Annotated in this window: 18 protein-coding genes; 14 read left to right on the top strand and 4 right to left on the bottom strand. The window is 43.4% G+C overall.

Translation table 11 applies throughout. The annotated features are described in order from the left end of the window. The first annotated feature begins 297 nt into the window (after nucleotides 1-297). Both splB and AC3EBE_RS14470 read left to right on the top strand, forming a co-directional pair. Nucleotides 298-1,323, top strand: a complete 1,026-nt coding sequence (gene splB / locus AC3EBE_RS14475) for a spore photoproduct lyase (protein ID WP_488595747.1) — start codon at nucleotides 298-300, stop codon at nucleotides 1,321-1,323. A gap of 92 nt (nucleotides 1,324-1,415) precedes the next feature. Beyond that, nucleotides 1,416-2,300: a patatin-like phospholipase family protein gene (locus tag AC3EBE_RS14470; RefSeq protein WP_488595746.1), complete on the top strand. Its 885-nt coding sequence runs from the start codon at nucleotides 1,416-1,418 to the stop codon at nucleotides 2,298-2,300. A gap of 10 nt (nucleotides 2,301-2,310) precedes the next feature. Here the strand turns inward: AC3EBE_RS14470 and AC3EBE_RS14465 are convergent, their stop codons facing one another. After that, the gene (locus AC3EBE_RS14465; protein ID WP_488595745.1) at nucleotides 2,311-2,688 is read right to left on the bottom strand and encodes an SA1362 family protein; all 378 of its coding nucleotides are present in this window, start codon (nucleotides 2,686-2,688) and stop codon (nucleotides 2,311-2,313) included. A gap of 306 nt (nucleotides 2,689-2,994) precedes the next feature. Here AC3EBE_RS14465 and AC3EBE_RS14460 point away from each other — a divergent pair, with 306 nt between their 5' ends. The 4 genes from AC3EBE_RS14460 (at nucleotide 2,995) to efp (ending at nucleotide 5,681) form a co-directional block, all read left to right on the top strand. Then, a complete protein-coding gene (locus AC3EBE_RS14460; RefSeq protein WP_488595744.1) occupies nucleotides 2,995-3,510 on the top strand; it encodes a YqhR family membrane protein in 516 nt (171 codons plus the stop codon). 78 nt (nucleotides 3,511-3,588) lie between these two features. Continuing rightward, a complete protein-coding gene (gene aroQ / locus AC3EBE_RS14455) occupies nucleotides 3,589-4,035 on the top strand; it encodes a type II 3-dehydroquinate dehydratase (RefSeq protein WP_488595743.1) in 447 nt (148 codons plus the stop codon). Nucleotides 4,036-4,039: 4 nt separating this feature from the next. Then, a complete protein-coding gene (locus AC3EBE_RS14450; protein WP_488595742.1) occupies nucleotides 4,040-5,101 on the top strand; it encodes a M24 family metallopeptidase in 1,062 nt (353 codons plus the stop codon). A gap of 22 nt (nucleotides 5,102-5,123) precedes the next feature. Next, entirely contained in the window at nucleotides 5,124-5,681 is a 558-nt protein-coding gene (gene efp, locus AC3EBE_RS14445) for an elongation factor P (protein ID WP_488595741.1), read from the top strand. Nucleotides 5,682-6,507: 826 nt separating this feature from the next. Here the strand turns inward: efp and AC3EBE_RS14440 are convergent. From AC3EBE_RS14440 to AC3EBE_RS14430, 3 genes are all read right to left on the bottom strand, one after another. Then, the gene (locus tag AC3EBE_RS14440; RefSeq protein WP_488595740.1) at nucleotides 6,508-6,870 is read right to left on the bottom strand and encodes a rhodanese-like domain-containing protein; all 363 of its coding nucleotides are present in this window, start codon (nucleotides 6,868-6,870) and stop codon (nucleotides 6,508-6,510) included. Nucleotides 6,871-6,992: 122 nt separating this feature from the next. Then, nucleotides 6,993-7,655 (bottom strand): SIMPL domain-containing protein, encoded by a 663-nt coding sequence (locus AC3EBE_RS14435; protein ID WP_488595739.1) that lies wholly within the window; start codon nucleotides 7,653-7,655, stop codon nucleotides 6,993-6,995. 103 nt (nucleotides 7,656-7,758) lie between these two features. Continuing rightward, nucleotides 7,759-7,911 carry a hypothetical protein gene (locus tag AC3EBE_RS14430; protein WP_488595738.1) on the bottom strand — a complete coding sequence of 51 codons (153 nt, stop codon included), beginning with the start codon at nucleotides 7,909-7,911 and terminating at the stop codon, nucleotides 7,759-7,761. 553 nt (nucleotides 7,912-8,464) lie between these two features. On the opposite strand from AC3EBE_RS14430, the gene spoIIIAA reads away from it, so the two are divergent. From spoIIIAA to AC3EBE_RS14390, 8 genes are read left to right on the top strand one after another with little or no spacing between them, the layout of a single operon-like run. Further along, the gene (gene spoIIIAA, locus AC3EBE_RS14425) at nucleotides 8,465-9,388 is read left to right on the top strand and encodes a stage III sporulation protein AA (RefSeq protein ID WP_488595737.1); all 924 of its coding nucleotides are present in this window, start codon (nucleotides 8,465-8,467) and stop codon (nucleotides 9,386-9,388) included. Beyond that, a complete protein-coding gene (spoIIIAB, locus tag AC3EBE_RS14420) occupies nucleotides 9,389-9,904 on the top strand; it encodes a stage III sporulation protein SpoIIIAB (protein WP_488595736.1) in 516 nt (171 codons plus the stop codon). Between the two features lie 19 nt (nucleotides 9,905-9,923). Next, nucleotides 9,924-10,130, top strand: a complete 207-nt coding sequence (spoIIIAC, locus tag AC3EBE_RS14415; protein ID WP_009794945.1) for a stage III sporulation protein AC — start codon at nucleotides 9,924-9,926, stop codon at nucleotides 10,128-10,130. An 8-nt stretch (nucleotides 10,131-10,138) separates the two neighbouring features. After that, nucleotides 10,139-10,534 (top strand): stage III sporulation protein AD, encoded by a 396-nt coding sequence (spoIIIAD, locus tag AC3EBE_RS14410; protein ID WP_488595798.1) that lies wholly within the window; start codon nucleotides 10,139-10,141, stop codon nucleotides 10,532-10,534. A gap of 35 nt (nucleotides 10,535-10,569) precedes the next feature. Next, nucleotides 10,570-11,769 carry a stage III sporulation protein AE gene (gene spoIIIAE, locus AC3EBE_RS14405; protein ID WP_488595735.1) on the top strand — a complete coding sequence of 400 codons (1,200 nt, stop codon included), beginning with the start codon at nucleotides 10,570-10,572 and terminating at the stop codon, nucleotides 11,767-11,769. Nucleotides 11,770-11,782: 13 nt separating this feature from the next. Then, the gene (gene spoIIIAF, locus AC3EBE_RS14400; RefSeq protein ID WP_488595734.1) at nucleotides 11,783-12,412 is read left to right on the top strand and encodes a stage III sporulation protein AF; all 630 of its coding nucleotides are present in this window, start codon (nucleotides 11,783-11,785) and stop codon (nucleotides 12,410-12,412) included. Then, the gene (gene spoIIIAG, locus AC3EBE_RS14395; RefSeq protein ID WP_488595733.1) at nucleotides 12,402-13,064 is read left to right on the top strand and encodes a stage III sporulation protein AG; all 663 of its coding nucleotides are present in this window, start codon (nucleotides 12,402-12,404) and stop codon (nucleotides 13,062-13,064) included. Before spoIIIAF ends, spoIIIAG begins: the two co-directional genes overlap by 11 nt. A gap of 3 nt (nucleotides 13,065-13,067) precedes the next feature. Beyond that, nucleotides 13,068-13,613 (top strand): SpoIIIAH-like family protein, encoded by a 546-nt coding sequence (locus AC3EBE_RS14390; RefSeq protein WP_488595732.1) that lies wholly within the window; start codon nucleotides 13,068-13,070, stop codon nucleotides 13,611-13,613. The last annotated feature ends 1 nt before the right edge of the window (nucleotide 13,614 follow it).

Below are 13,614 nucleotides of genomic sequence, written 5' to 3'. Positions count from 1 at the left end.
TGTTGATTGTAGTGGAAGGCGCGCAGACTCCTTCGTGATTAAGCGGGCAGATGAGACCCCGCAGAAGCGAAGCGACGAGGAGGCTTAGCGCACGCCCCAAGAAAAATTTGCCCTTGAAAAAGCCTGCAGTTGGGATTTTTCATAATTTTTCAGAGGAAAGCGAAGCGCCTGGAACGAAAATCAACAGCCTTGTTTAACAGAGCATCAAAAAGGGGATGGAAATATTTTTCCCATCCTCTTTTCTCATTTCTGACCATACTAACATTAATGAACCTGGACAGAAATGAGGAATATACAGTGAAACCTTTTGAACCTCAATTAGTATACATTGAGCCACAGGCTCTGGAATACCCGCTAGGCAGGGAACTGAAAGAAAAGTTTGAAAAGATGGGGCTTGAGATCAGAGAGACCACCTCACACAACCAGGTTCGCGGCATTCCTGGAGACAATGAACTGCAACAATACCGAAACGCCAAATCGACTCTTGTGGTTGGCGTGCGACGTACTCTTAAATTCGATACCTCCAAACCGTCAGCAGAATACGCAATCCCGCTTGCCACTGGGTGCATGGGTCATTGCCATTACTGCTATCTGCAGACAACACTTGGGAGTAAACCGTATATTCGTACATACGTGAATCTCGATGAAATATTTGAACAGGCAGAAAAATACATGGAAGAAAGAGCGCCGGAAATCACCCGGTTTGAGGCTGCATGTACCTCTGATATTGTTGGGATCGACCATTTGACCCACGCTCTTAAAAAGACAATCGAGTTCATTGGACAGACCGAATATGGTCAATTAAGGTTCGTGACGAAATATCATCATGTCGATCATTTGCTGGATGCAAAGCACAATGGCAAGACAAGATTTCGTTTCAGCGTAAATGCCCGCTATGTCATCAAGAATTTCGAGCCCGGAACATCTTCATTTGATGAGAGGCTGGAGGCGGCACGGAAGGTTGCAGGTGCGGGTTATCCGCTAGGCTTTATAGTCGCGCCAATATATATTCACGAAGGCTGGAGGGAAGGGTATCATGAATTATTTGAAAGGCTGAGCCACTCTCTTGAAGGAGTCGATTTGACTGGCCTGAGCTTTGAGCTGATCCAGCATCGGTTTACAAAGCCGGCTAAAAACGTGATTCAGAAGAGGTATCCAAAATCCAAGCTGGAAATGGATGAAGAAAAGCGCAAATACAAGTGGGGACGCTACGGAATCGGCAAATATGTCTACCAAACCGATGAAGCCCGCGAATTGGAAGAGACAATCCGGGGCTATATCCATTCATTTTTCCCTGAGGCAGAAATCCAATATTTTACTTAGAGCCAAAAATTTTCAACTTGTACGCCGTACTATTTTACAAAAACAGCGCTTAAAGATGTAACGATGGGATTACATCGACGGGAGTGGCTGATATGTATATAGACGGCGTTTTTTCCGGCGGAGGAATCAAAGGTTTTGCGTTGATCGGTGCCTGTGCTGCAGTTGAGGAGCGGGGATTCAGGTTCAAAAGGGTTGCAGGCACAAGTGCCGGTTCCATAATAGCCGGGTTGCTGGCTGCTGGCTATACAAGTGCAGAAATGGCCAGTCTTGTGGATGAACTGGATCTGAAAAAGTTCCTTGATTCGCGAAAAACAATTATCCCCTCAGCATTGACTAAGTGGCTGTTTGTTTATTGGAGGCTGGGACTGTATAAAGGGGATGAGCTCGAATGCTGGATCGCCAATACGCTTGCAGCTAGAGGACTCAGGACCTTTGGTGATCTTGCGCCAGATTCACTAAGAATTATTGCTTCAGACTTAACAAATGGTAGGCTGTTAATCCTTCCTGATGATTTACCGAAGTATGGTATCGATCCCCGGACTTTCCCCGTTGCCAGGGCAATCCGGATGAGCTGTAGCTTGCCGTTCTTTTTCGAGCCGGTTAAGCTGAGGGATAGAATTGGCACCAATATTGTTGTTGATGGGGGAGTATTGAGCAATTTTCCAATGTGGCTGTTTGACAAGGAAAATGTGAAAAAAGTAAGGCCAGTACTTGGAGTCAAGCTGAGCCAGCATTATATTCAGCAGCCAACCAATAAAATCAAGAATGCGCTGCAAATGTTTGATGCATTATTTGAAACGATGAAGGACGCGCATGATTCGCGATATATTTCCCGAAAACATGAAAAAAATATTATTTTCATTCCCACAGAAGGCTCTTTGACAACGGAGTTTCAATTAACTGATAGTAAAAAATGGGAGCTTATTGAATTGGGGAAAAAGAATGCGGACAAATTTTTCAAATCCTGGTGCTATTAAAAAAATCGGGCTAAAACGATGCCCGATTTTTTTTCTTGCCTTTTTTTCCGTCTATGACAGTTAAATGAGACGCATCCTTTTTCTTGCGAGCAGATGCGAGAGATTTTATTTTAGATTTTTTTCCAGAAGCATTTGCTTCTTTCGCCTGAAATCTTTTCTTGGATCGCTTAGCTGCTTTTTGAAATGCTCGATGCTGCTGCTTTCCAGGGCTGGATCCAGAAAAACGCCGTACCAGGAAATAAATAATTGCACCGATTATTGCTGCCATAGCGATCATTTGGAGAACACCAGCAGGATTGTACAGGATTCCGCTTACAAATCCGATGATCGCAAGGATTATGAGTCCTGTAACCAGGAACAAAGAAGTTCGATTATTCAAGAAAGCCACCTCCCTAAAAGCATCATGAGCATTTTTTCAGTCTTTTAAACTTGCCATCGCTTACTTTATACAAATTCTTCGATATTATACTGTTCTCCTGCTTCTTTTTCCTTTTTTGCAGGGGAATTAAACGGAAGAATTCTAACAACTTGTGGCACATGTTCAGTTCGAAAATATCCAATAAATTTATTGTTTCCTTCATTTTACTAAAAATATGCAAAAATCACTATACGGTTAAGCGGCCATGCGACAATTTTTCCAGTTCATGCAACTCCTTTCTTGCTTCGGGACATACTAACAGCGGAGGTGTAATGAATGGAACACAATCGAGAAGATCTTGAACAAAACCAGCGTGAAAAGCCAATGTCCTTCATTGCAATGACAATCATTACAGGTTTATTCGGGGGAATATTGTGGAGTTCCCTAGCGTATCTGGCGTATGTTTTCAATTTTACCGATATCCGCCCTAACGTCATCCTCGAGCCATGGGCTTTAGGAAAATGGAAGGAGCAATGGCTGGGAACAGTGATTTCGATAATTGCAATTGGACTCTTTTCAATCGGAGCAGCCCTCGTTTACTATGCGGCGATGAGAAAGATTAAATCTATCTGGGCGGGGGCAGCTTTTGGGCTCGTGTTATTTTTCCTTGTATTCTATGTCCTGAACCCGATATTCCCAGGGATCAAACCTTTTTGGGAGCTATCCAAAGACACCATTTTCACATCAGCGTGTTTTTACATCCTGTATGGTGTATTTGTAGGGTATTCAATATCATATGAAGAAAATGAAATCCAGAACCGTGAGAAAAAGCATAAAGAGGCTGCTACTTAAGTCGTTCAAGGTAGTGTTCAGAAAAATATTTATGTTAGAATGTTCATATTGGACATTCTTTTTTTACGGGAGCATTCTATGAAAAAAATACTTTTGCTAAACGGACCCAATTTAAATCGTCTTGGGAAAAGGGAACCTGGTATTTATGGAGTTAAAACACTCAAGGACTTGGAAAGGAAAATGGTTTCGCTCGGAGCGGAAGCCGACATCGAAATCGTTTGTTACCAATCCAATCATGAAGGAGAATTGATTGACAAAATCCATGAGGCAGAGGACACTGGTGTAGATGGAATCATTTTTAATCCCGGGGCATTTACACACTATAGTTATGCCCTACGGGATGCAATAGCAGGAATAAATTGTCCTGTTATCGAAGTACATATTTCGAATGTATATGAAAGAGAATCCTTCAGGCACAAATCGGTTATTGCACCCGTTTCAAAGGGCCAGATTGCCGGGCTTGGACTAATTGGTTATGAGCTTGCTCTTGAAGCGTTTATCAAAGAAGGAAAAGGGGAGGAATAGAGAAATGGAAAAGATACAGAAACTACGTGCGTCATTCGAGAAACTTGGCATTGATGGGATGCTGGTAACTAGCGATTTTAACCGCAGGTATATGACTGGTTTCACAGGATCAGCTGGCATGGTGTTGATCAGCAGCGAAAAAGCATTATTCATTACAGATTTCCGCTACACAGAGCAGGCTGCAAAGCAATGTGAAGGCTATGAAGTTGTCCTTCATAAAGGCCTTATCCAGGATGAGGTTGCTGCACAAGCTAAGAATCTTGGAATAAATAAGCTTGGATTTGAAGAAAACCATGTTACATATTCTGCATTTAAAACGTTTGAAAAGGGGATCGAAGCAGAGCTTGTCCCTGTATCAGGCGAAATTGAAAAGTTACGCTTGATTAAGACTGATTCAGAGATTAAGATATTAAAGGAAGCAGCAGCCATTGCAGATGCTGCATTTACTCATATACTTGAGTTTATCCGTCCGGGAAGAACAGAACTGGAAGTATCGAATGAACTTGAATTCTTCATGAGAAAACAGGGAGCGACTTCATCTTCATTTGATATCATTGTAGCTTCTGGCTACCGTTCTGCCCTTCCTCATGGTGTGGCAAGTGACAAGGTGATTGAAACGGGTGACATGGTTACCCTTGATTATGGTGCATATTATAAAGGATATGTTTCTGACATCACGCGTACCGTTGCTGTTGGCAAACCAGCAGACAAAATGAAGGAAATCTATGACATTGTCCTGGAAGCTCAGCTTCGGGGAATGGCAGGGATCAAGCCTGGTATGCTGGGCAAAGAAGCAGACGCGTTAACAAGAAACTTCATTACAGAAAAAGGCTATGGGGAATACTTCGGACATTCAACCGGACATGGCATCGGCCTTGAAGTTCATGAAGGTCCTGGACTTTCTTCTCGCTCTGAAACAGTACTTGAACCAGGAATGGTTGTAACCGTTGAACCAGGAATTTATATCGCCGGGTTAGGCGGAGTCCGTATTGAGGACGATACTGTGATTACTTTAGACCATAACGAGTCCCTTACACATTCTACAAAAGAACTCATCATACTATAAGACGTATTTAGGAGGACAAACAATGATTTCAGTAAACGATTTTCGTACTGGTTTAACAATCGAAGTGGACAACGGCATTTGGAGAGTACTTGATTTCCAACATGTTAAGCCAGGAAAAGGAGCGGCTTTCGTTCGTTCCAAGCTACGTAACCTTCGTACAGGAGCAATCCAGGAAAAAACTTTCCGTGCTGGTGAAAAAGTAGCGAAAGCTCAAATCGAAAACCGCAAAATGCAATATCTATATGCTAGCGGTGACCAACACGTGTTCATGGACAATGAGTCTTATGAGCAAATTGAATTGCCAGCTAATTCTATTGAATACGAATTGAAATTCCTTAAGGAAAACATGGAAGTATATATCATGCAATTCGGACATGAAACACTTGGTGTCGAGCTTCCTAACACAGTTGAACTGGAAGTTACTGAAACAGAACCAGGAATCAAAGGGGACACTGCTTCTGGCGGAACTAAACCTGCAATCATGGAAACTGGTCTTTCTGTTCAAGTTCCTTTCTTCATCAACCAGGGTGACAGATTGATCATCAACACAACTGATTCGACTTATGTATCACGTGCATAAACTAAAAACCTGCCTTTAGGGCAGGTTTTTTCATATGGATGTGATCAACTCCGTATTAGTTAAGGCAAAGCGTCACTTGACTTTATCGTGTTGAAATTGTGGTGTTAATGTGCTCTTAAATTGTTCGGAGAAGGTCCCCCAAGACATTCAGTAGTGATATTTGGAGTTGAATTGTTCTAAGAAGCTCGCTTAAGACAATTCAAATGGGAGTATTGCATTTGAATTGTTCTGAGAGCCACACTCAAGACAATTCAAATGGGAATTTTGCAGTTGAATTGTTCTGAGAGCCCCGCCCAAGACAATTCAAATGGGATTTTTGCTGATGAATTGTTCTGAGAGCACCGCTTAAGACAATTCAAATAGGATATTTGCAGTTGGATTGTTCTGAGGAGCTCCCCCAAGACAATTCAGTAGGGATATTTGCATTTGAATGGTTCTGAGAGCCCCGCCCATGACAATTCACATGGGATTTTTTGCAGTTGAATTGTTCTAAGAAGCTTGCTTGAGACAACTCAGAAAGGATTTTTGCTGCTGATCTGCAACGAGAGCCTCCATCGATGCACTTCAATAAGAATTTTTGCAACTGAACTGTAACGAGAGCCACCCTCAATGTTCTTCAAAAAGAATTTTTGCAACTGAACTGTAACGAGATGCCCCATCAAGCACTTCAAAAAGAATCTTCACAGCTTAACTGCAACGAGAGCCCCGCTCGATGCACTTCAGCTCCAATTTTCGCTACTGAACGGAAATGAGAACCCAGCTCAATCCAATCCATAACAAAAAATAAAAAAAGCATCTCAGTTAAAGAGATGCCAGTCAAAAACAATTATTGCTCAAGCCCATATTTCCATTCATTTAGTCCGCCGTTCATGTTATAGATATTTTTAAACCCATTCTCAGCAAGTATGCCGCTTGCCTCGGTCGAACGGTTACCGCTTCTGCACACCACCACGTATTTTTGATCCTGATCGAGTTCAGAAAGCATGCTTTCCATTACTTGAAGTGGGACAAGTTTTGCCCCTGGGATATGTCCCGCTGCAAATTCCTCAGGTGTGCGGACATCGATGACTTTAACTTCGCCTGAATCAATCAATTCCTTAGCTTCATCTACAGAAACATCTTTATATGAGGCACCTGAACACCCGGTAATCAACAGTAAAAGCATGAACGCAGCAATGATTTTTTTCATGTTCTTCTCTCCTTAAAATACATATATGGGTATTTTACAACAAAAGCAGATGTTTGGGTATAGACAAATTGTGACAAGCAGGGCTATTACAAAAATAAAACCAGGCATAATGCCTGGTTGTTTTAAGAGATTGAATATGTGGCTGTTAAAGCTGCTTTTATCTCAAGTTTTCCGGGTTCGATCGGAGTCCCGCTGCCTGCCGTTTTTTCAAAAGAGGCCACCATGTAGGGTCCAGGCACGGCCTTTTGTGATTCCTCTCTGATCGTCAATAGCTGTGGCTGTGTGGTTATCCCGAAAGTTCGTGCGATGGTTTCAGCTTTTTGAAATGTATCGATGACGGCAAGAGATAAAGCCCTGTTATAATACGCCTGAGGCTGGGCAACGGTAAATTGGATATTCATTACTTCATTTGCTCCGTTTGCCACAGCGGTATCAATTACCTGGCCTACTTGATTCACAGCACGAATAGTGATCGTATAAAGGTGTGTAACCCGATAACCCTGAAAAAGCTGCTTGCCATCTTCATACGAATAAATGGGGTCGATACGGTAATCTGCCGTTCTTATATCTTCTTTAGGAATGCCAAGTCCAACAAGGGCATTAACCAGATCATTGGCCTTTTTCGCATTTTCTGCCTGGGCCTCCTGAAGGTTGAGGTTTTCAGTTCGGACTCCAAGTGTTGCCGTCGCCAGATCTGGACTTGCCTTGACGGTGCCTTCGCCATTTACCGTTATTTTTCTTTGGCTTTCTGAAGTCCGGTTGTCTGGATATACTCCATTAACCATTCGCATCCCTCCAAGCTTTTTCCTATTCTCTTATACTTATGATGGGATAATGAAATCCATCACAAGCAGAGAGCAGGAGAGCCTGGCCGGGCCAGCTGCTCAATTACTCGCCTGCACCTGGAGCTTTATCTGTATCATTGTTGTTATTGTATTTTGTATCTGTTGTTGGAGAGCCTTTAGGGCTTCTGCCGCCTCCTAAATAAGCTGCACGGTCGTCACGCTGCACTTTCTGGAATTTTTGATGATCCTCATTCATATCTTATCAACTCCTTTCATGAAGTTTATTTTCTGCAAACTGTTACCTGTTTAAACGGACGGATTAATCGAAATTAAGCTTTTAAAAAGCTCTGTAAACAAGGTAGTTGATTTTCGTTCCAGGTGCTCCGCTTTCCTCGGGGCGTGCGGTGAGCCTCCTCGTCGCTTTGCTCCTGCGGGGTCTCACCTGGCCCGCTTCATCCCGAAGGAGTCTTCGCACCTTCCACTACAATCAACAGGCTTTAAAAACAACAATCAGCTTTAGCCGAGCCTGTTAATTAAAGCTATTCCTCAAGCTATTTCACGTCCGGAAAAAAGAGATGCCAATAGGTTCCGTTAACTCGTGAATCAAGCCTATCATTCTTAACCCCGCATTAAAAATTCTCCCAAAAAAATAAGCTAAACGGCCGTATTGTCCTCTCGATTTTACTAATCCTACCAATTTTTATACCACTCTTATTTACAAAACTCCATGAACGAATCTATCAGCATAAGGTCATAAAGTGGCCAAGCAGGCATACATATTAATTAAGCGTATGCCAGGAGGTTCAATAATGGACGATATCTTATCTTTTTTGCCGAAACGAATAGCTGAAATACTGGAAACAGTGCCTCCTAATGATCGAGAAGGAATGGAAGAAGTGCGCATAAGGATTGGCCGGCCGATTGAGATCACGGTAAGGGGAAAGCCGCAATTCCTTGCATACATTGTTCCCCCGGAGGATGCTGTCCAGCTGTTGAACAAGCTAGGACATTTTTCTATGTATACATTGGAAGAGGAATTGAAAAGGGGCTATATCACCATCGCTGGCGGCCATCGGGTCGGCCTTGCGGGCAAGGTTATCCTTGAAAATGGAACCGTTAAAGCGATCAGGGATATTTCATCCTTCAATTTCCGGATAGCCAGGGAAAAAATCGGAATCGCTGAGCCGCTTCTTCCTTTTTTATATCAGAATGGCTGGAAGCATACGATGATCATCGGCCCGCCGCAAACTGGCAAGACGACATTGCTAAGGGATATTGCGAGGATGATTTCGAGCGGAGTGCCGTCAAAAAAACTCCCGCCGCTTAAAGCAGGCATTGTGGATGAAAGATCAGAAATTGCAGGCTGTGTGAAAGGCGTCCCGCAGCTGACGTTTGGCCCAAGGGTCGACATTCTGGATTCCTGTCCGAAGGCAGAAGGAATGATGATGATGATTCGGTCGATGAGTCCTGATATTTTGGTTGTCGACGAGATAGGCCGGAAGGAAGATGGAGAGGCGATTCTTGAGGCGGTAAATGCAGGAATTAAGCTGATTATGACAACACACGGTGAATCTCTGGCTGATATCCGGAAGCGGCCTACACTTAAACCGATTCTTGAGATGGGTATTTTTGATCGATTTGTTGAACTCGCGCGGGTTTCCGGGCCAGGAACCATAACTTCGATAAAAGACGCGTACGGCAAAGAAATCCAGCATAAAGTGAGAGTGACATAAATGATAAAAATAATCGGCGCAGTAATGATCATCCTGGCCACAACTTGGACAGGTTTTGAGGCATCCAGGCATTTAAGTGAACGACCCAGGCAGCTGAGGCTGTTGAAATCGGCACTTCAGTCACTTGAAGCGGAAATCATGTTTGGGCACACTCCTTTGCATGAGGCATCAAGGAAACTGGCTGCACAGATGTCAAAGCCGCTATCGTGGTTTTTTGAAGCTTTTTCGAAAAAATTGACCGAATCAGAAACGACAGTTAAAGCTGCCTGGGAAGAAAGCCTGTCAGAAGTCTGGAAGCTGACCGCCTTCAAACAGGGAGAATTTGAAATCATGAAGCAATTCGGCGAGACACTCGGAAGGCATGACAGGCACTCCCAGCAAAAACAAATCCTGCTCACGATTTCCCATCTTGAAAGGGAGGAAGCGGATGCTTTCGAGAAGCAGATGAAATACGAAAAAATGGTGAAGAGCATCGGGTTTTTATCAGGTTTATTATTAATCATCTTATTGATGTAGCTTTTAGGAGGAGGACAAGATGGGTCTAGAAGTAGATATTATCTTTAAAATCGCAGGTGTAGGCATCGTTGTAGCATTTTTGCACACCATTCTTGACCAGGTCGGCAAAAAGGAGTACGCGCAGTGGGTCACATTATTTGGGTTCATCTACATCCTGTTTATGGTAGCCTCGATTGTTGATGATCTGTTCCAAAAAATCAAATCTGTATTTCTATTTCAGGGCTAAGGGAGGTCATTGCCATTGAGATCCTTCAGATAATTGGCGTTGCCCTGATTGCGACCTTCCTTGCGCTCATTGTAAAAGAACAAAAGCCGAATTTTGCCTTCCTGTTAATTGTTTTTACAGGCTCTGCCATCTTTCTTTTCCTAGTTGACCAAATCTACCAGATTATCTATATGATCCAGAAGCTGGCAGCCAATGCAAAAGTGAATCTAGTCTATGTCGAAACCATCCTGAAAATCATCGGGATCGCTTATATTGCCGAATTCGCTGCCCAGATTACAAAGGATGCCGGGCAGGGAGCGATCGCTTCCAAGATTGAACTTGGCGGAAAAATCCTCATTCTTGCGATGGCAATCCCTATCCTCACAGTTATGATCGAAACAATCATACGACTAATCCCGGGCTGATGAAAAGCCTTGTAATGAAGAGGTGGAATGTAAATATGAAGCAGCGGCTGCAGTTCATTCTTGCTATTGTTCTTGCCCAGTTATTTTTTTTCAGTCCGGCTGTACAAGCTGTTGAAAATGAAACAGAATCAAACCCACTAATCAATCCTGGCGAAATAGCAGATTCCCAGCTTGAGAAACTGAATATCGATGACCTCAAGGTTTTTTGGGAGGACATTATCAATAAATATGATGGTTATCTGCCGGAAAGCCAAAAAGGAAGCTTATACGATTTCATCAGCGGGGAAAAAGAGTTTTCATTGAAGCAATGGTTCAGGGGTATCTTGAACTTTGCCTTCCATGAATTCATTGTCAACGGGAAGCTGCTGGGATCACTGATCCTGCTGACGGTTTTCAGCATGTTCCTTCAGGCTCTGCAAAACTCATTTGAAAAAAGCACCATTAGCAAGGTGGCCTATTCCATCGTTTTTATGGTGTTGATCATTATTGCCCTTAACAGCTTCCATGTCGTTGTAGATTATACGAATGATGCAATCGGGACGATGATTCAATTCATCCTTGCCCTGATTCCCTTATTGCTGGCGCTGATGGCAACATCCGGCGGATTGGTTTCGGCGGCATTCTTCCATCCAGTCATACTATTCATGATGAATACAAGCGGATTGTTCATCCAATATGTCGTCCTGCCGCTGTTGTTTCTGTCAACCCTGCTAAGCATTGTCAGCATCTTATCGGAGCACTACAAGGTCACCCAGCTGGCGAGCATGCTAAGAAACTGGAGTGTCGGACTTCTCGGAATCCTGCTGACTGTATTCCTTGGAGTCATTTCCGTTCAGGGAGCCTCGGCCGCAGTAACTGATGGGGTTACCGTCAAGACAGCGAAATTCATTACCGGCAATTTCGTTCCTGTCATAGGCCGGGTCTTTACGGATGCTACCGATACAGTCATCAGTGCCTCAATGCTTCTGAAAAATACAGTTGGACTGGCAGGAGTCGCGATCCTGCTGATCATTGCAGCTTTTCCTGCTGTTAAAATCCTGATGGTCGCATTCATTTACAAATTTGCAGCCGCCATCCTGCAGCCATTGGGAGGCGGCCCGGTCATCACATGCCTTGATATCATCAGCAAGAGTATCATTTATGTTTTTGCCGCTCTCGGCATCGTTTCACTGATGTTTTTCCTGACGATAACAGTCATCATTGCTGCTGGGAATTTGACGATGATGGTCAGATAGGAGGGAGGTCATTATGGACTTTTTAAAGGAATGGGTAACGAATATCATTATCTTCATCCTTCTTGCGACTGTGCTTGATATGCTGCTTCCTAATTCGTCATTCCAAAAGTACACCAAGATTGTAACCGGCCTGATATTGATTGCAATTATCCTTTCCCCAGTGATGAAATTATTCAACACTGATTTTGAAACCGCGATTGCCTCAATCGGTCAATATAATGGCCAGGAAGACGAAAAGATAAAAAATTCTTTAGAATTTCAGAAAAGAGAAATACAAGCCTCCCAGCATGCATATATTTTACAAACAATGGCTGTCCAATTGAAAACAGCCGCGGAGGAGGAGTTGATGGAGCAGCAAGGAATGGAGATTGCTAATATCGAGCTTGAAGTAAATGATCAGGATCAGCGGTCCTTCCCGGAGAACCTGGAATATGTCATCGTGCATTTGAAAAAGGCCGAAGACGAAGGAGAGACTGTGGCAGTAGTAAGAGAAGTAGAAATTGATACCAGCGCACCCCTTCCATCAAAACAAACCTCTAAGAATACCGATCAAATATCTTCTCTTCTGTCAGAAAAATGGAATGTTCCTGAAAACTCTATTCAAATCATGATAGAAGGGGGGAATGACGAACATGGACAATGATAAAGGTCCTCTTAGCTGGCTAAGAAAACAATTCGGTTCTAAAGATGGGCCGCCTGAAAAGAAATCCGGCAAATACCAATACTTAATGATTGTCGTCCTTTTCGGAGCCGCGATCATGCTAGTAGGAAATATCGCTGGCAACAAGAATTCTGCTGAATCTGTCATGCCAGCCATGAAGGAATCTGCTCCAGAGGAAGACACAGCTGTGTTCGGCCAGAAGAAAAGCGCCGGAAATGACGTCATCTCTCAATATGAAGAGGCTTATGAAGCCCAGCTTACAGAGATGCTTGAAGGAATCAATGGTGTCGGTGATGTCACAGTGTTTGTCAATGTCGATGCTACTGAGAAAAAAGTTCTTGAGAAAAATACAACCATTCAATCCCAGACAACGGATGAAACCGATCGGGAGGGCGGCCAGAGGAAGGTAGAGGAAGCATCAAAGGATGAGCAGCTCGTCCTTGTCCGGAATGGCGAAAAAGAGGTTCCGCTTGTGCTTGAAACCAAAAAGCCGGAAATCAGAGGAGTCCTGGTTGTGGCCAAGGGAGCTGAAAATATACAGATTAAAAAATGGATCATCGAGGCTGTTACCAGGTCGCTGGATGTTCCGAACCACCGAGTGGCAGTTATGCCAAAAAAATCTAAGGGGGATTAATAGATGTTATTAAAAAAACAAACTGTATGGTTATTGACAATGCTGAGCCTAGTGGTCGTTCTTTCGGTGTATTATATCACATCGCCAGAACAGCAAAAGGGTAATGAATTAGCCGGTGTTGAAGAAAAGGCAGATAATAAAGAAACAGCAGGTACTGAAACCAAAGATGGTGCCACTGTGATTTCGGGCGTTGCCAGCGATGAAAAGTTTGAAGCTCTTCGCATGAAGCTGGAAGAACAGCGCACAAAGATGAAGGAAGATCTTCAAGCAATTGTTGCATCTACAGATCTCCCTGCTGAAGAGAAGAGCAATGCAATCGATAAGATGAACGAGCTTGACGAAATTGCCCAAAAGGAAGGCGTTCTGGAGACATTGATCAAATCAATGGGCTATGAAGATGCACTTGTCCGTGCTGATGGTGAAAATGTAAGAATTACTGTAAAAGCTAAAGATCATTCAGCATCAGCAGCAAATGAAATCATCCAAATGGTAAGAACTGAACTAGGTGCATTACAGCCAGTAGCCGTACAATTCGAGCCATCCAAATAAT

Source organism: Mesobacillus sp., assembly GCF_057785455.1.
Note: the sequence above shows the minus strand (reverse complement) of the source record. Positions and strands in the feature narration are given on the sequence as shown.